17 protein-coding genes are annotated in these 17278 nt (G+C 56.1%); 12 read left to right on the forward strand and 5 right to left on the reverse strand.

The window, feature by feature from the left end; genetic code table 11:
- Nucleotides 1–7: 7 nt before the first annotated feature.
- Nucleotides 8–1579: an ABC transporter substrate-binding protein gene (locus L1249_RS06595; protein WP_228168819.1), complete on the reverse strand. Its 1572-nt coding sequence runs from the start codon at nucleotides 1577–1579 to the stop codon at nucleotides 8–10.
- Between the two features lie 278 nt (nucleotides 1580–1857).
- Between L1249_RS06595 and L1249_RS06600 the strand changes: the two genes are divergently transcribed.
- A complete protein-coding gene (locus tag L1249_RS06600) occupies nucleotides 1858–2370 on the forward strand; it encodes a hypothetical protein (protein WP_228168818.1) in 513 nt (170 codons plus the stop codon).
- Between the two features lie 19 nt (nucleotides 2371–2389).
- On the opposite strand, the gene L1249_RS06605 is transcribed toward L1249_RS06600, so the two are convergent.
- Nucleotides 2390–2779, reverse strand: coding sequence for a glutaredoxin family protein (locus tag L1249_RS06605; RefSeq protein WP_044628094.1), 390 nt, complete (start codon nucleotides 2777–2779; stop codon nucleotides 2390–2392).
- Nucleotides 2780–3025: 246 nt separating this feature from the next.
- Between L1249_RS06605 and mpl the strand changes: the two genes are divergently transcribed.
- From mpl to L1249_RS06620, 3 genes are read left to right on the forward strand one after another with little or no spacing between them, the layout of a single operon-like run.
- The gene (gene mpl, locus L1249_RS06610; RefSeq protein ID WP_044628093.1) at nucleotides 3026–4411 is read left to right on the forward strand and encodes a UDP-N-acetylmuramate:L-alanyl-gamma-D-glutamyl-meso-diaminopimelate ligase; all 1386 of its coding nucleotides are present in this window, start codon (nucleotides 3026–3028) and stop codon (nucleotides 4409–4411) included.
- A gap of 2 nt (nucleotides 4412–4413) precedes the next feature.
- Nucleotides 4414–5067 carry a flavin prenyltransferase UbiX gene (locus L1249_RS06615; RefSeq protein WP_044628092.1) on the forward strand — a complete coding sequence of 218 codons (654 nt, stop codon included), beginning with the start codon at nucleotides 4414–4416 and terminating at the stop codon, nucleotides 5065–5067.
- Entirely contained in the window at nucleotides 5064–5687 is a 624-nt protein-coding gene (locus tag L1249_RS06620; protein WP_170968101.1) for a LysE family translocator, read from the forward strand. The genes L1249_RS06615 and L1249_RS06620 overlap by 4 nt, the downstream gene beginning before the upstream one ends.
- Nucleotides 5688–5717: 30 nt before the next feature.
- On the opposite strand, the gene L1249_RS06625 is transcribed toward L1249_RS06620, so the two are convergent.
- From L1249_RS06625 to L1249_RS06635, 3 genes are read right to left on the reverse strand one after another with little or no spacing between them, the layout of a single operon-like run.
- Nucleotides 5718–7115, reverse strand: coding sequence for a bifunctional DedA family/phosphatase PAP2 family protein (locus tag L1249_RS06625; protein ID WP_058577805.1), 1398 nt, complete (start codon nucleotides 7113–7115; stop codon nucleotides 5718–5720).
- 23 nt (nucleotides 7116–7138) lie between these two features.
- Nucleotides 7139–8065, reverse strand: coding sequence for a diguanylate cyclase domain-containing protein (locus L1249_RS06630; protein WP_044628090.1), 927 nt, complete (start codon nucleotides 8063–8065; stop codon nucleotides 7139–7141).
- Nucleotides 8062–8916 carry a hypothetical protein gene (locus L1249_RS06635; RefSeq protein ID WP_228168817.1) on the reverse strand — a complete coding sequence of 285 codons (855 nt, stop codon included), beginning with the start codon at nucleotides 8914–8916 and terminating at the stop codon, nucleotides 8062–8064. The genes L1249_RS06630 and L1249_RS06635 overlap by 4 nt, the downstream gene beginning before the upstream one ends.
- Before the next feature lie 155 nt (nucleotides 8917–9071).
- On the opposite strand from L1249_RS06635, the gene L1249_RS06640 reads away from it, so the two are divergent.
- From L1249_RS06640 to L1249_RS06675, 8 genes are all read left to right on the forward strand, one after another.
- Nucleotides 9072–10379 (forward strand): glutamate-5-semialdehyde dehydrogenase, encoded by a 1308-nt coding sequence (locus L1249_RS06640; RefSeq protein ID WP_228168816.1) that lies wholly within the window; start codon nucleotides 9072–9074, stop codon nucleotides 10377–10379.
- A complete protein-coding gene (gene nadD, locus L1249_RS06645) occupies nucleotides 10376–11050 on the forward strand; it encodes a nicotinate-nucleotide adenylyltransferase (protein WP_228168815.1) in 675 nt (224 codons plus the stop codon). The genes L1249_RS06640 and nadD overlap by 4 nt, the downstream gene beginning before the upstream one ends.
- 129 nt (nucleotides 11051–11179) lie before the next feature.
- Entirely contained in the window at nucleotides 11180–11566 is a 387-nt protein-coding gene (rsfS, locus tag L1249_RS06650) for a ribosome silencing factor (RefSeq protein ID WP_044628086.1), read from the forward strand.
- Nucleotides 11563–12030, forward strand: a complete 468-nt coding sequence (gene rlmH, locus L1249_RS06655; RefSeq protein WP_044628085.1) for a 23S rRNA (pseudouridine(1915)-N(3))-methyltransferase RlmH — start codon at nucleotides 11563–11565, stop codon at nucleotides 12028–12030. Before rsfS ends, rlmH begins: the two co-directional genes overlap by 4 nt.
- Nucleotides 12031–12125: 95 nt before the next feature.
- Nucleotides 12126–14033 (forward strand): penicillin-binding protein 2, encoded by a 1908-nt coding sequence (gene mrdA, locus L1249_RS06660; protein WP_044628084.1) that lies wholly within the window; start codon nucleotides 12126–12128, stop codon nucleotides 14031–14033.
- Nucleotides 14034–14035: 2 nt separating this feature from the next.
- On the forward strand, nucleotides 14036–15196 hold the full coding sequence (rodA, locus tag L1249_RS06665; RefSeq protein WP_044628083.1) for a rod shape-determining protein RodA: 1161 nt from the start codon (nucleotides 14036–14038) through the stop codon (nucleotides 15194–15196).
- Between the two features lie 44 nt (nucleotides 15197–15240).
- A complete protein-coding gene (mltB, locus tag L1249_RS06670) occupies nucleotides 15241–16266 on the forward strand; it encodes a lytic murein transglycosylase B (protein ID WP_054640990.1) in 1026 nt (341 codons plus the stop codon).
- Nucleotides 16259–17221: a septal ring lytic transglycosylase RlpA family protein gene (locus L1249_RS06675; protein ID WP_044628081.1), complete on the forward strand. Its 963-nt coding sequence runs from the start codon at nucleotides 16259–16261 to the stop codon at nucleotides 17219–17221. Before mltB ends, L1249_RS06675 begins: the two co-directional genes overlap by 8 nt.
- Nucleotides 17222–17278 lie beyond the last annotated feature (57 nt).

Genomic DNA, 17278 nt, shown 5'->3' on the forward strand with positions numbered 1-17278 from the left:
GTGGGGATTAGCGGTTAATCACCAAATCACCCAGGTAGGGGAAGTCCAGCGCGCTAACAACCGGCTCAACATCTACGCCTTCAGCTGCGGCATAGGCAAGGTTTTGCCAGTGCAGCATGACGAAACCAACGTCTTCATACAGCATGGCTTCTGCTTCACGCAGCATTTCGTTGCGTTTTTCAAGATCAGTTTCGCTGTCGGCTGCTGTCACCAGCGCGTCGATCTCTTCGTTGCAGTAGCTGCCGTAGTTGTACTGGCCAGCACCGCTCTCTTCATCAATACAGAAAGAGAGGTACTGGAAGAAGTTGGCGGTGTCTTCGGTGTCCGCGTGCCAGCCGATCATGGCGATGTCTGACTGGCGCGTGTCGTACTCAGGCCAGTACTGGGCCAGCGGCATGGTGCGCAGGTTAACGTTGATGTTGATACGCGCCAGCATGTTGGCAACCGCTTGGGCCAGCTGCGCATCGTTCACGTAACGGTTGTTCGGCGCGATCATATCAACGCTGAAGCCCTCTTCGTAGCCCGCTTCGGCCATCAGCGCTTGGGCGCGCTCAAGGTCGTAACGGGGAACGAGATCCGGATTGTGGCCAGAGTAACCTTCCGGAGAGAACTGGCCAGCCGGCGTGGCGAAGCCGCGCATTAAGCGGTCGGCGATGCCTTCCTGGTTGATGGCTAAGTCAACGGCTTGACGAACGCGAGCATCTTGGAAGGCTTCCACGCGCTCTTCGTTGAGCTGGAAGCCGATGATGCGGGTGCCGGGCACTTCTACCAATTCCACACCGTCGGCGTTACGCACACGATCAAGGTCGTTAGGCGGAACGGCATCGATGAAGTCAACGCCGCCAGACAGCAGGGCCGCCACGCGTGAGGCATTTTCAGCAATCGGCGTTAACACGATTTCAGAAACGTTGCCTTCGCTTTCGGTATCCCAGTAGTCTTCAAAACGTTTGAAGTCAACGCGGACGCCCTGGCGACGGTCAGTGACGATGAACGGGCCGGTGCCTGATACGTTGCGTGAAGCGAAGGAGTTACCCGCTTTAATGATTTCGGCTTTGTCGTTACCGTCTTCGGTTTCGCCTGTGTAGAACTCGCTATCCATCGGGAAGATGTAGGTGGCGAGGTTCAACAGCAGCGGGTAGGGCTCAGACGTGGTGATTTCGACGGTGTAGTCGTCAACGGCTTCTGCGCTGGCAACCGGGTCAAAAATGGCGCGGTAGTCCGGGCTCTCTTTCAGACGCTCAATGGTCCACACGACATCTTTTGCTGTGAAAGGGTTACCGGAATGGAAAGTAACGCCTTCGCGCAGGGTCATGCGCATGGTGGTGTCGTCTACCTGCTCCCACTCAGTGGCTAGGCGCGGCTCAAACTGAAAGTTTTTGGTCCAGCGAACCAGCGGGTCAAACGCGAGGTGCGAAAAACGCAGTACGCCGCCTGACAGCTGCTCATGCAAGTCCAGGGTTTCAGGGTCAGCGGAGTAGCCGATACGGAGGGTTTCGGCGTTTGCGGTCATCGGCAACATGGCTGTTGCTGCCACAGTAGCACCGATCACAGAGGCCAGTAGCGTCTTCTTGAGCGTCATAAATGTTCCCATGCATGTTGTTTATTGTTCGTCTTACTGAGTGAGTGTTCAGCGAGGTACTTGTCAGTAAAACAGACACGGTCAGCTCGTAAGCTATGCTGACAACATAGAGAGAGGTGGTGGCGTCATACAATAGAAATAATGACTGGCATCATTCATCTGCTGAATGATGGGGCTAACGGCGGACGTTGTAGCATAGGATGCTAGACAAAAGTCGATAGTTAAGCGGTGTGAGAATACGATCAACACCTAACTCAATAGATAGGGCATAACAGACTATGTTGAAACAATGTGTTAGCTGGCTGGCTGTCAGTCTCATCGCTGGGTGTTCATTGTTGGTAAGCGCTGATGAAACGGCGGATATGGTGGGGACCTTGGGTGAAGATGAGTATGCCTGGTTCGTATTACACCAAGGTGACGATTCAAATGCGTCGTTTATGGAGGTAGGTGATCAACTGAAAATCGAGGTCACTGGTTTTATTGATCCAGTTGAGTGGGATGCTCAACAGGCATTGGCCATGAGTTTAACGTTAGAGAATGAGGAGCTCATGGAGGCAAGCGTGGTGCAGTTTATGGGCGAAACGGCGATGCCGCCTCTCTATACCTCTGAGGGTGGCGATATCACAGTAACGCTGAGCCACGTTGAGCAAACCGGGAGAGACCTCCATGTGGTGGGTCATATTGAAGGGCAGTTAGCGCTTCAGCACACGCTAGAGTCATCCCCCAGCGCTTCGGAGGGCGTGCCGCTCAGCGTGCACTTCGATATTACCGCGCAAAAGGTCGAGTTTTAGGCAGCGTATGTCGCCGTAATTACGTGCCAAAACGCCGGTGAAGCCAGCGGTTAATCTCATCCGATTCGTATAGCCAGGTGGCTTGACCTGCGTCATCGGTAATTTTTAGGCAGGGAACCTTTACTTTACCACCACCTTCCAGCAGGGCCTGCTTATGTGCAGGGTCTAGCTGTGCATCGCGAAGCTCAATATTAAGCCCCAGCCGGGCAATCTCTTTACGCACTTTGATACAGAAGGGGCACGTTCTGAACTGGTAGAGCGCAAGCTGTTGGCAAGCGGCGTCTACCTGAGCCTGCTCTTCTGGGGTGCGCTCTACGGCTTTTGGCGTGGATAGCTTCTCGGAGATCAGCATGACGGGGGCTAGCAGGACGCGAACGCCCCGAAAGAAGTAACGAATTAAGATGCGCATGGTTGTCTCCTCTCACTGCACTGCTTTACAGCGTATGCAGTGGACGGGTTGTTGGATGTCGAATAAGAAAAGGTGCGCGCATCCTGCAATAAATCGTCAGAATTGTCACTTTCTGAGCCTGTAATGCCATGTCGCGCGGGGAACGAGATGAGCAACACCGCGTGGCGTGCTAATCTCAGCGCTCGTTGATTGATGTGTTTAGTAAGTTCAATCGTTTGAAATGGTTAGGAAGGGAGCGCTTGGCCCATGCGTCTGCATATTATTGGCATCTGTGGCACCTTTATGGGGAGCCTTGCACTACTCGCACGGGAGTTAGGTCATGAAGTAAGCGGCTCCGATGCCAACGTATATCCACCGATGAGTACGCAGCTAGCTGAGGCTGGGATCACCCTGATGGAAGGCTATCAAGCAGCCAATCTCTCAGGCTCAATCGACTTGGTGGTCGTGGGTAATGCGCTCTCACGGGGCAATCCGGAGGTGGAGGCACTGCTCAATAGTGGCATGCGCTATACCTCAGGGGCGCAGTGGCTTGCAGACTATGTGTTGCCTGGCCGCAAAGTGATTGCTGTGGCGGGCACTCATGGCAAAACCACCACTGCCAGCTTGTTAGCTTGGCTATTAGAAAGTGCTGGGCTAAAGCCTGGCTTTCTGATTGGTGGCGTACCGCGTAATTTTGGCGTTTCGGCGCGCTTAGGCGACGAAAACGCCCCCTTTGTAGTAGAGGCCGATGAGTATGACACGGCCTTTTTTGATAAGCGCTCCAAGTTTGTTCACTACCGCCCGACGATTGCCGTACTCAATAACCTTGAGTTTGATCATGCTGATATTTTTCCTGATCTCGCCGCTATCGAGCGCCAGTTCCACCATTTAGTGCGTATCGTTCCCAGCCAAGGGCATTTATTAGTAGCCGATCAGCAGCCCGCACTGGAACGAGTGTTGAAGATGGGGGCGTGGTCACCGGTGGCCTATTTTGGAGCTGATACAAACAGCCAGTGGCAGCTGCGCTTAGAACGTGCCGACGCTAGCCGTTTTCAGGTCTTGTATTTAGGCGAGCAAGGTGAAGAGGATGGCGTGGTGGAGTGGGCGTTAACCGGCGAACACAACGCGCGCAATGCACTGGCAGCGCTAGCGGCAGCACGACTGTGTGGCGTGAATTTGGCGCGTGCCTGTGCCGCGCTGGCGCGGTTTAAAACACCTCGCCGTCGGCAAGAGGTAAGGGGCGAGGTCAATGGCATTCAGGTGATCGATGATTTTGCCCATCATCCGACGGCCATTGCCGCCACGCTACAAGGTCTTCGCGCAGCCACGACCAAGGGGCGTTTGCTGGCAGTGATTGAACCACGCTCCAATACCATGCGTTTGGGTGCCCTGCGGGAGCGCTTAAATGACAGCGTGGCCGATGCGGATGCGGTGTTCTGGTTTCAGCCAGCGGGAGTGGCTTGGTCGATGGAATCGCTGGTAGAGACTCAAGGAGAGCGTGCCGCGCTGTTTAACGATATTGATGCGCTAGTAGAAGCAGTGGTCACTCAAGCGTCACCTCTAGATCGTATTGTGGTGATGTCTAATGGTGGTTTTGAGGGAGTGCACGAGCGGTTGTTAGATGAATTAACAGCGCGGGAGCAGTCGAAGTGACAATGTTTAAACCTCCGGTAACAGTAGCGCTAACAGGTGCTTCAGGCGCTCAGTATGGCCTTCGCTTGATCGATGTGCTGGTCGAGGCGGGGCATGAAGTGTGGGTAATGATTTCCAAAGCGGCTCACATGGTGATTGCCACGGAAACGGATGTGTCACTCCCTGCCCAGCCGCAGCGATTGGTAGAGACGCTCACAGAAAAAAGCGGTGCCCAACCAGGGCAAATTCGCTGTTTTGGTCGAGAAGACTGGATGGCGCCCGTGGCATCTGGGTCTGGTGCACCTTCGGCCATGGTAATTTGCCCCTGTTCAACGGGCACGCTCTCGGCGGTCGCGACCGGCGCCAGTAATAACTTGATTGAGCGCGCCGCTGATGTGGCCATTAAAGAGCGCCGTACGTTGGTGATGGTGCCACGCGAAAGCCCGTTTTCTCCCATTCATTTAGAGCACATGCTGGCGCTTAGCCGCCTGGGTGTGGTGATTTTGCCCGCCGCTCCAGGGTTTTATCACCGCCCTCAAAGCATGGAAGATCTGATCGACTTTATTGTTGCGCGCATACTCAATCAGTTGGGTATTGCCCACCGCCTGATGCCCCGCTGGGGCGAAGACGCCGCGGCCACCTCTCGCGATGCGCAAAACAAGGACGGTTCGCCATGATGTCATGGGCGACGCTCTCGGTCTTCATACCGACGTTTCTCTTCGTCTCGTTAACACCAGGCATGTGCATGACGCTGGCCATGGTGTTGGGCATGACGCAAGGCGTCAAACGCACGCTGTGGATGATGGTCGGAGAGCTGATCGGCGTCGGTTTCGTGGCGGCGGCGGCGGGGGCGGGCGTCGCTGCGTTGATGCTGCGCCAGCCCGAACTATTCATCGCCTTCAAGTGGGTGGGCGGTGCCTATTTGGCCTATTTGGGCATCATGATGTGGCGCTCACGGGGCCGTATGGCTATTCCTAGTGAGCTGGATACTGGCCCTGCCGCTGGGCGTCTTCAGCTTGCCACCCAAGGTTTGGTAACGGCCGTTGCCAACCCAAAGGGGTGGGCGTTTTTTATGGTGCTACTGCCGCCGTTTTTAGATGGCAGTCGGCCGCTTGCGCCGCAGCTCAGTATGCTAATTGCTGTCATTCTCACCATTGAGTTTGCCAGTATGTTGGTATATGCCACCGGCGGTAAAACGTTGCGTAAGCTGCTAGGTAAAAGCGGCAATGTGAGGCTGCTTAACCGCATCGCGGGCACATTGATGATTGGCGTAGGCATGTGGTTGGCATTGGGTTGAACGAGTCACTCCCTGCATGAATCCCTATGTTTAAACGGGCGGGAAAAAAGTAACACGTAGAATGATGAGTAGTAGTGACCCAAGCAGCAGCCCAAGCCAGGGAAAAGATGGCAAAGGAGGGCGATAACGCCGTTGCCAATTAAGCTGAACAAGCGCACAGACGACCAGACCAAGCAGCACACCGCCCATTAAGTCGCTGAGCCAGTGGACACCAATGATCAGACGCGAAAGTGCCATTGGGATCGTGATGGCAATGGCAAGCCAATATACCCACATCCGCCTTTGTCTCGGCATCTGTGACGCGACAAAGGCTGCTGTGATACCCACCACTACCACCCATGTGGAGGTATGTGCACTTGGGTAGGAAAACGACCCGACTAAATAGTCCGGTGTGTCAGGCCTAGCCCGCGCAAATACGGCTTTACCTAATGTGTTGAGTGCGCCAATACCTCCCAGCGCTAGCGCCCCATGGGCAAGTAGGTCAATACGTTTGACCAACAGCAACCAGAGTGCCCAAGGGGCGACGAGTGTAATAATCCCCGCTTTATCGCCCACCTCGGCAAGTAGCAGGCTGGCGTCTGTTAGCCAGGGAGTTGCCAGCCAGGAGAAGAGTCGCTGCGCCTGCAAGTCAATCAGCAAAGGGCCTGGATGCTGCATGACCATCAGTGTCCAGGCGGATGCTGCGGTAAGCGCTATGATGCATAAAAAGAGTGAGGCTAAAGGCACCTCGCCACTGCGACTCATAGCGAGCCACGGGCGGCGCATGGCGGGTATTCGGCGAGCAATACGTGCAATTGCAAAGTACACCCGCCCCTTGTGACCTACTTGCGCGCGGCCCCAGGAGAACATTACGGCCAGTGCCACGACGCTAACGGCCATCATCACCACGGCCATTTCAACATTGGCGGGCAGGTTGAGCTGCTGTTGCCAAGTGTGGCCCAGCAGGTAGCCGGGTAAAACGTATGCCGGTGCCCAAAGAGCAGCAGAAATTACGTTGGCTAAGAGAAAGGTGCGCGCTGGCATATGCATCATGCCCGCGATGAGCGGAATAATAGGGCGCACGGGTCCGACAAAGCGCCCAATAAACACCGAGTAGATACCATAACGCTCAAAAAAACGGGCGCCTCGGCCTAGCCATTCGGGATGAAGCGAAAGCGGCCAACGGGTCACCACGGTATCGCGGTGGCGATAGCCTAAAAAGTAGCTAAGCCCATCGCCTAACACAGCCCCTGCGAAGGCTGCGCCAATTAGCCACGGTAGCGCGACCATTTGATGCCCTGCCATAGAGGCAGCGGCAGTGATAAGTACAACGCCGGGCACCAGTAAGCCTACCAGCGCTAGAGATTCCACCATGGCAATCCCCAGCACCAGTAGGAGCAGCAGCGTAGGTGAAAGTGACAGAGATAACAGTGTGTCGGCGATAGACAAGGGCGATTCCGTCCGCAGATGGGTTACACGTTGGCAATAGCTTCGGCACGCGCTTCCAGGCGCTGTACATATCGCTCGAAGCTCTCTTTGCGAAGAGGCAGGCAGGTGGTAATGCGCGCTTCTAGTTGCCCAGTTTCCACTAGCACACGACGGGAAAGCGCTCTCTGTAAGCGCTCCCTAACAAGCAAGGCGCCACTTTCACTGGTATCGGGTAGGACCAGCCAGAATGTCGCATTGCCAGCGCGACCCAGTATATCGTGATCACGGCAACGGCTATTGACCTCGCTGCACAGGGCACCCAATAAGGCGGTTTGCGCACGGTGACCAAACTGCTCTTCTGCCATATCCAACTGTGGTAAGTGAAGCACTAGGACTGCCAAGCGCTTATTGAGCATTGCTGCCCGTTGAAATTCATTATTGAGCCGCTCTTTCAGCGTATCAATATGGTAAGCATCACAGTCGCTATCGTTTGGGTCTGTGGCCCGCAGTAGCGCCCGACGGCGTGCATGTTCCCATGGGGGAAGGGCGAGCAGTAGCGTCAACGCCACATGACTAAGTGAAAAAGCAGTCGTCTCAAAAGGTGCTAGCCACCACCAGGCGGAAAGGCAAACCATATTCAGACTAAGCGCGCTCCAAAGCGGCAACAGTAAAAATGTGGCTGCAATGGGTAAGCCGAGCCATAGGGGCGCTGGGCTTGGCTGTGTATAGGTGGCGGTTAGCACAACAATATAGATGCTCGCCAATAACAGTATGCGCGGTATGCAGGGGCGAAACCCTTGGCCTAAATGCATCAGCAAACTGACCAATAACAGCATTGCCAAAAATAGCGGTATTAGCAGTTCGCGGTAGCTGCCCATCGCGTACAGCCACATCATGTAGCCCACCATGATGAACATACTGGCGCTATAGGCCGCAGTCATTAGTCGCTTGGGCAGTGGCGGCGCTCTCATGCGGCCTCACTTAGCCGATGTTTCGGGTAGCGGCTTAGGGCTTCGATTGAGAGTGATGCCAGCTCGATCTCCATTAGGGACTGGTGATAAATGGCGGCGCTGTCGGGTAGAACAGCACATAGGAGCTCGCGCCGTTTAGCGGCCTCTTTGGGCGTTCTCGATAATATGAGGGTGGCGAGTGTCGTGCCATTCAGTCGATAGACGTTTTCAAACTTATAAGTCAACTCGCAGAGTTTTTGGGCGACTGGCCAAAGTTGGTGACGCTTTACTTGAATGACTAACACTTCGGCATGGATAGCTTCCCGCTCTGAGCGGGTTTGTTCTCGCAGTAAATCGCGTAAGAGCTGCTCGCCTGCCCATAGGTTTGCTCCTGGTACTAGCCTTAGGCGTTGGCGTATATCGCCATTCATATTAATTAACTGGTGAGTGCGTGAAAGGGCCAGTACGCTGAGTGTTGCCAGCGATAAAACCATTAGGAGCCACTCCGGTAGGCTCACCATGGGAGCGAGTAGTAAGCAGCTAAGCATGGCCGCGCATGCATTAAAAATGGCGGCCCAGCGATGTTGAGGCAGCATAAACACTGCTCCCCATGCCCAAATAAGCAGCGCATGCCGCTCAGGTGCGGCGGCAATTAACCCTAGTAGTAGCGTTCCAGCGAGCATCTGCCAGGGCAGCCCAGGAGAGCGGCGATGGCTAAAATCCAGTACCAGCGCCGTAATAAAGAGCCAACCAACCGACAGCCAGAGTAACAGGGCAGCTGCTGGCGGTGCCATGGGCGTCCATAAAGCCAGCGCCACGGCAGCGGCGAGTAGACTGGCTCTTAGCAGGCTGATTTTGTATTTACTTTGCATGGTGGCTTACTATTTACCTGATGGCGGTTGGCCTATTTAGCAGTCGCATAATGCATTGCTTGGCCTAGTCCTTTGAATCACTCAGTATAATGCCCAAATGGCGTAATATAAGCCCACTTCACTTAGCAACGCTGACCACAACACAGGGAGATAGTATGCGCGGTTCTGATGCATTCCAAGAAGACGCCCAACACCATTTGGCTGCCGGGGATGTGCCCGCGTATATGCAGGCCCTGGGGCAGGGCGCTCGGGCAGCGGCAAGCGCATTGCGACGTGCCAATACCCACATTAAGAATCAAGCGCTTGAGGCAATGGCGCAGCGTGTGGCGGCGGCACGCAGTGATATTCTACAGGCCAATGCCGAGGACATGCAGCGTGGGCGTGACAATGGGCTAGACAATGCACTGCTAGACCGGCTGGCACTGAATGACCAGCGCATTGACGCGATGATTGAAGGTCTTCGCCAAGTGGCAGCGCTACCCGATCCGGTGGGTGAGATTGACGGCATGAGCTACCGCCCCAGCGGCATTCAGGTTGGCAAAATGCGCGTTCCGCTGGGAGTTATCGGCATTATTTATGAGTCACGCCCCAATGTAACGATCGAAGCGGCCAGCCTGTGTCTTAAATCGGGAAATGCTTGCGTGCTACGCGGTGGCTCCGAAGCCAGCGCCTCTAATGCAGCGCTTAGCCGCTGCCTTCAGGCAGGGCTAGCCGATGCGGGCCTGCCAGCGGGCAGTGTGCAGGTAGTGGCCACTACCGACCGTGCGGCCGTAGGTGAAATGATCAGTATGCCTGCCTATATTGATGTGATTATTCCTCGCGGCGGTAAGTCACTGATTGAGCGTATTTCCCGCGAAGCTAAAGTACCGGTTATCAAACATTTGGACGGCGTATGCCACGTCTATATTGATACCACCGCCGACCCCGCTAAAGCGCTGGTGATTGCCGTTAATGCCAAAACGCACCGCTATGGCACCTGCAACACCATGGAGACGCTGCTGGTGGATGCGCCCGTTGCCGATATTTTGCTGCCGGAGCTGGCCCGGGCCTATGCAGAACATCAGGTAGAGCTGCGTGGCTGTGAGCGCACGCGCGCGTTACTTCCCCAAGCCACTTTGGCTACAGAGGACGATTGGCATGCGGAGTATTTGGCGCCGATCCTCGCCATTAAAGTGGTCGATGGAATGGAAGAGGCGATTGAGCATATTGAGCGCTACGGCTCGCACCATACCGACGCGATTGTGACTCAAGACTACTCGCTGGCGCGGCGTTTTATGGCCGAAGTGGACTCAAGCTCAGTGATAGTGAATGCCTCTACCCGTTTTGCGGATGGCTTTGAGTATGGGTTAGGGGCAGAAATCGGTATCTCCACTGATAAGCTTCACGCCCGTGGTCCGGTGGGGCTTGAAGGCTTAACGACTCAAAAATATATCGTATTGGGTGACGGCCAGGTTAGACAATGAGTGACACGCCCAGCATCGCCGGGCCAATGCGGGTAGGTATGCTCGGGGGGACATTTGACCCCATTCACAACGGCCATCTGCGCAGCGCTGTAGAAGTGCGCGAGGTGTTAGGCCTCAATACGCTGCATATGGTGCCCGCGCCGCAGCCGCCCCTGCGAGATACACCGCAGGTGTCGGCTGCCCAGCGCTTAGCCCTCTTAAAAGCGGGCATTGGCGATACGCCAGGGCTGTTAGCGGATGATCGAGAGCTTCAGCGCGACGGCCCCTCATACAGCGTGGATACGCTGGCGGAACTCCGCCAGCAGTATGGCGACGATGTACCGTTAGTCATGGTGATCGGCTTCGATGCCTTTTTACGTTTGGCGAAGTGGGACCGTGCAGAGCAGCTTTTCGAGTTGGCCCACCTAGTGGTCATTGCTCGCCCAGGTTATCAATCTTCTTGGCCGTCAGCATTGAAGGAACTGGTCGGCAATCGAGAAGTCGATAGTGTCGATGTATTAATGCAGCGCACGAGAGGCGGAATGTTGATGCTTGAGCTGCCGTCTTTAATGGCGATATCTGCCACTTATATTCGGGAGCGGCTGCAGGCGGGTAAAAGCGTGCGCTACTTACTACCAGAAGCGGTAGAACAGGCTATTTTTTATCAAGGGCTTTATCAGTCCGATAAATAGCACTGGCAGTCGTGAAAGAAGCCGTTACAATGGCCCGCTTACAGGCTGATGCCACTCGAAATACCGACGTTAGTAACGACACTCGATACCACCACTCGATACCACCACAAGGGGTTGCCTTCAGGAGTCATGCACATCGATACACTGAAAAACCTAGCGATTGACTCGCTAGAAGAGCTTAAAGCACGCGATATTACTCAACTCGACGTTGCGAAATTAACCGAAGTTACCGATCTGATGCTGATTGCCAGTGGTACTTCTACCCGCCACGTGGCCGCACTGGCCCAGAACGTTGTCGAAAAAGCCAAGGCATCCGGCCTTCACCCTCGCGGTGTTGAAGGTGGCGATAATGCCGACTGGGTGCTGGTCGACCTGGGCGATGTGGTGGTTCACATTATGCTTCCAGAAGCCCGTGCGCTGTATGACCTGGAGCGCCTTTGGGCAGATCTGCCTAGCGACGCTGGCGCGATTAGTGAATCGCTGAAGCAGTTTGAAGAGCGAGCCACGATGTCATGAGGATTCGGCTGTTAGCGGTGGGTACAAAAATGCCTGCATGGGTGGAACAAGGCGTTGAGACCTACCGCAAGCGGCTCCCTCGGGATTTCACGCTGGAAATTGAAGAAATACCGCTCGGCCAGCGTGGCAAAAATGCCGATATCGCTAAAGCCCGCGCGCAAGAGGCGCAGCGAATTCGTGAAAAGCTGCGTGGCGATGAAATCGTGGTGGCGCTGGAGGTAAAGGGCAAACCCTGGACCACCGAACAGTTGGCGCAGGAAGCGGATGGCTGGCGCATGGAAGGGCGTGATGTGGTGCTGTTGGTGGGTGGCCCGGACGGCTTAGAGCCTGCGCTTTCCGCTATGGCTGATAAAGCTTGGTCACTTTCGCCGCTAACGCTACCTCACCCACTCGTGCGAATTATGTTGGCAGAGCAGCTTTATCGCGCCTGGACACTGCTAGTGGGCCACCCCTATCACCGCTAGTGAGCAACACAGAGTTAATCACTAGCCGTTATGTTGCATTTATTCCCCACTGGGGCCGCCGCTTTTATTGTTTGATTTGAGAGTCATCTGTTGCCATGCCCCAGCGCCGTGACACGCTAAAAAATCCTGAGCAAGAGCTGCGTATTTTCCGTGTCAGGGCGCTGCTTGCTGTCTTGGTAGTGATTGTGTTGACGAGCTTGCTGGTAAGCCGCCTTGGCTATTTGCAAATCGTTCAACACGATTTATACAGCACGCGCTCCGAGAAGAACCGGGTACGCGTCGAGCCTCTGCCGCCTAACCGCGGGCTTATCTACGATCGTAACGGTACGCTGCTGGCGGAAAACCGTCCTACCTACAACCTGACCCTGGTGCGTGAGCGTGTCGATGATCTAGACGACACTCTGGCCCTGATCGTCGATTTATTAGAGCTGCCTGAGGAAGAGATAGAGGCATTTCAGGTGCGCTCGCGGCAGCGTCAGCGTCCTTTTCAACCTGCGCTGCTGATGAGTGACTTAAGCGAAGAGCAGATTGCGCGACTGGCCGTTAACCGCCACCGGCTGCCTGGTGTTGAAGTGGAAGCCCAGCTGTTGCGCTACTATCCCGATGCTGAAGTCATGGCTCATGCTCTGGGGTATGTGGGACGTATTAACGCCGAAGAGCTACAGGACTTAGACCCAGGCCGCTACGCGGGCACGCACTTTATTGGCAAGACCGGTGTCGAGCGTTTTTACGAAACCGAGCTACATGGAGAGGCGGGCCTACGCAAGGTAGAGACCAACGCCCGTGGTCGCGTGCTTCGCGAGCTTGGCCGTACTGACCCGGTGCCCGGCGCTAACTTAACGCTTACTCTCGACCGTTCCCTGCAGATGCTGGCTTACGAGCTTTTGGATGGTCGGCGTGGCTCTATTGTGGCTATTGTGCCAAATACTGGTGAGATTCTGGCGATGGTGTCGACCCCGGGGTTTGATAGCAACCAGTTTGTGACCGGGATCGACGTAGCCTCTTATCGAGCACTGCAGGAAGATATCGATCTGCCACTGTTTAACCGTGCCATTCGAGGACACTACCCGCCGGGCTCCACCATCAAGCCGTTTCTGGCCCTGGCAGGTTTGGTGGAAGGGGTCATTACCCCCGACAGCACCATTAATGACCCCGGCTTTTATCAGCTACCAAACGACTCCCGACGCTACCGTAACTGGCTGCGCTGGGGGCATGGCCGTGTCGATATGGAGCGCTCGATAGCGGTCTCCAACAACACCTACTACTACACGCTGGCTCATGACCTCGGCATTGATAAGCTCCATGAGCGTATGACCAACTTTGGTTTTGGCCAGCGCGTTGCCCACGATGTGCAGGGGGAAAGCACTGGACTCATGCCCTCCCGAGACTGGAAGCGAGCACGTTTCAACCAGCCCTGGTACCCCGGTGAAACGCTATCGGTGGGAATTGGCCAAGGCTACTGGCAGGTCACACCTCTGCAATTGGCCAGTGCCACTGCCGCGTTGGCAAACCGTGGACACTGGGTGAAGCCTCGCCTTGCCCTGCGTATTGGTGAAGAGCCAGTGCCCGCAGAACTACCCGATACGCTCCCCGATATTCAGCTGGCCAACGATAACTGGTGGGATCGGGTATATAGCGGTATGGAAAAAGTGCTCAGTGGCAGCGAGGGTACGGCGCGTCGAACTGGGGTTGGGCTCGAGTATCGCATGGGGGGCAAGTCAGGCACGGCCCAGGTGTTCTCGCTCGGCCAGGATCAGCGTTACAACGCGGAGGAGTTAGAGGAGCGGCTACGAGACCACGCGCTCTTTATGGCTTTTGCGCCCATTGAAGAACCGAAAATTGCGGTATCGGTCATCGTTGAAAACGCGGGGGGCGGCAGCACTCATGCCGCGCATTTGGCGCGGGCGATGACGGATGCTTGGCTGCTCGAAGATGAGGCCCCCGAGGCCGAGGAAGTCAAAGAGGTGTTAGAGGAAGATACCGCCAACGTGGAGGGTAACTAGCGATGCCTTGGCAACTGATTACCCGCTCGCTGCGCCGTTATCCGGTACGCCCGCCTGATAGCGGTATTGCCCGTCGCAAAAGTATTTGGGAGCGTATCCACCTCGACCCTTGGCTGCTAGGGATGCTGTTGGTGTTGATGGGTGGCGGTTTGGTGGTGCTTTACAGCGCTTCCGGGCAGCGTATCGACACCGTGATTGCCCAAGCCATGCGCTTTGGTATTGCGCTTTCTGGCATGGTGATTATTGCACAATTTTCCCCTTCAACTTTTTTACGCTGGGCCCCGCTGGCTTACGGTGCTGGGCTAGCGATGCTGTTGGCGGTTGAAGTTGTCGGCGATGTAGGTATGGGTGCCAAGCGTTGGCTGGAAATTCCGGGGGTCATCCGTTTTCAGCCCTCTGAGATGATGAAGTTAGCCGTACCGCTCATGGTGGCCGCTTACTTAAATCGCTGCCAGTTGCCGCCTAGGCTGCGTGATATTGTGGTGTGTGCGGTGATTATCGGCGTGCCCGTGGTGCTCACGGCTATCCAGCCTGACCTTGGGACATCGCTGCTGGTGGCTAGTGCTGCGGTGATTGTGGTGCTTCTGGCTGGGCTCTCTTGGAAGCTCATTGGCTTGGTCGCGGCCCTGGGCGCGGCGGGCCTGCCGGTACTATGGATGAACATGCACAACTACCAGCGCCAGCGGGTACTGACATTTTTAGACCCTGATAGCGACCCGTTGGGCTCAGGGTGGAACATTATTCAATCCACCACGGCTATTGGCAGCGGCGGGCTGTGGGGAAAGGGGTGGTTGGAAGGAACGCAGTCTCAGCTTGAGTTCCTGCCAGAGCGACATACCGACTTTATTATTGCTGTACTTGGTGAGGAGTTCGGCCTGGTGGGTATGCTCTTGCTGCTAACACTATATATCATGATTGTAGGCCGCGGCTTATGGCTGGCATCGTCATCCCAAGATACCTTTGGGCGGCTGTTTGCGGGCAGTATTATCCTGACGTTTTTTATCTATGTATTTGTCAATGTGGGTATGGTGAGCGGCATTTTGCCGGTGGTGGGCGTGCCGCTGCCACTGGTCAGTTATGGCGGCACCTCTAGCGTGACCTTGTTAGCGGGGTTCGGTATTCTCATGTCCATACACGCCCATCGGCGGTTACTGCCACGCTGACGGTCAAGGTCGTGGCAGTATGAATTCACAGGAGTGGTGAGCAAATGAACAGGGCGCGAAGTCAAGTGGGTGGCTATGCCATTGCCATGCTAGTAGCGTGTTCGGCCCCAGCGGTCGTCGCTGAGGAAACGGTCAGTTTCGATCCGCAGCATAATCCGCAAACCCAGCAACTGGCTGACGAGCTGGCCGAGCAGGGCGTGCCAAATGCGTGGCTGGAGCAAGCGCTGGCTCAGGCAAGCTATCGACAGGAAGTGTTGGATGCCATGGCAGGCGCGGCCGAGCGTCGGCTGCGCTGGTTCGAGTATCGCGATATTTTTCTAACCGAGCAGCGTATCGACGAAGGGGTTGCGTTCATGAAGGCCCATGCCGATGCGCTGGCGCGTGCCGAGTCGGAATACGGCGTGCCGCCGGAAGTGATTACCGCCATCATGGGTGTAGAGACCTACTACGGTCGCCACAAAGGGCGTCATAAAGTGTTGGACTCTCTCGCCACGCTGGCATTTCACCACCCGGTACGCGGCGATTTCTTTCGCGGCGAGCTAGCGGCCTTTTTGACCATCGCCTATCAGCAAGAGGTGGCACCCGAGTCGCTCTACGGCTCCTATGCAGGGGCCATGGGCTACCCTCAATTCATACCTACCAGCTATCAAGCGTACGCCGTCGATTTTGACGGTGACGCGAAGCGCGATCTGTGGAATAACCCGGTCGATGCGATTGGTAGCGTTGCCAATTACTTCGCCGAGCATGGTTGGCAACGAGGCGGCGCGATTTACCATGAAGCCGAAGGCCCTGAAGAGCTCCCTGAAGCGCTGAGCTTCAATCAGACGGTGCGCCCAAGCACGACGGCTGCCGAAGCCGCTGAGCAGGGTGTGGTGACGGAAACTTCCTTAACGCCCGATACGCCAGTGGTGCCACTGGTGCTGGAGTATGCCGATGGCCAGGAAAGCTACCGGCTGGGTGAGTACAATTTCTATGTGATTACCCGCTATAACCATAGCCACCTCTACGCCATGGCAGTCGCCGAACTGGCAGAGGCTATCAAGCAGCAAGCTGAGGCTGAGCATGACTAAACTGCGAATCAATATGCGCTACCTAAGCGGCTCGCTGCTGTTAGCTGCCTTGGTGAGCGGGTGTGCCAGCCAAGCGCCGCAGCGTGCAGGCGGTGAGGTAGGTGCTTCAAGCTCCGCGCCTGCTGCTCCGGCGGCTGCCAGTGGCGAGCGCTATGCGATGACTGGCGATGCCTACCCGGTTGCGCCGCCGGATGTCAGCACCGTACCCGATGCCGAGCCGCGAATCGAAGCGCCTTCCCGGGCGGGCAACCGTTCCACCTATGAAGTGTGGGGCGAAACCTATCACGTGCTGCCCGACTCACGCGGCTATGCGCGCCAGGGTACGGCGTCTTGGTATGGTGAAAAATTCCACGGCTACGCCACGTCCAACGGTGAGATTTACGACATGTACAAAATGTCGGCAGCTCACCGCTCGCTCCCGCTGCCCACCTTTGCCAGGGTCACCAGTTTGAACAACGGACGCTCGGTGATCGTTCGCGTCAATGACCGCGGCCCGTTCCATAGCGATCGTGAAATCGACCTCTCTTATGCGGCGGCAGCACGCTTGGGGATTCTCGAAAACGGAACCGGGCCCGTGCGCGTCGAGGCGATCGACCCTGCTCAGTGGTTAGCCGAGCGTGGTCGAGGGGGCAGCGTTTCGTCCCCCCAAGCCACATCGGCGGCCCCCGCCGCTGCGGCTTCCACACCTGTTTCTGAGACTCGGCCTGTTAGGGCAGCGTCAGCCGAGCCGAGCAGTGGTCATGCCGTCTATTTGCAGGTGGCTGCGTTGGGGAGTGCCGAAGGAGCGCAGCAGCTACAGCAGCGGCTGTCGGATGAGTTACCCCGCGGCGTTCGAGTGCAAAGTGAGACCGACGTTCACCGCGTTCAGGTCGGCCCCGTCAGTCCCAGTCAAGAGACACAGGCTCGTGAAGAACTTCGTCGCGCAGGCTTTCCTCAAGTATTTGTCGTGAGATAATCGCTCTCTACATGTGCCCAAGTGGCGTATCATGCGCCGCCATTTTTCTTTGTTAGT

Origin of the sequence: Halomonas sp. Cn5-12 (assembly GCF_021532545.1) — a bacterium.
In the GTDB taxonomy this organism is placed as follows: domain Bacteria; phylum Pseudomonadota; class Gammaproteobacteria; order Pseudomonadales; family Halomonadaceae; genus Vreelandella; species Vreelandella aquamarina.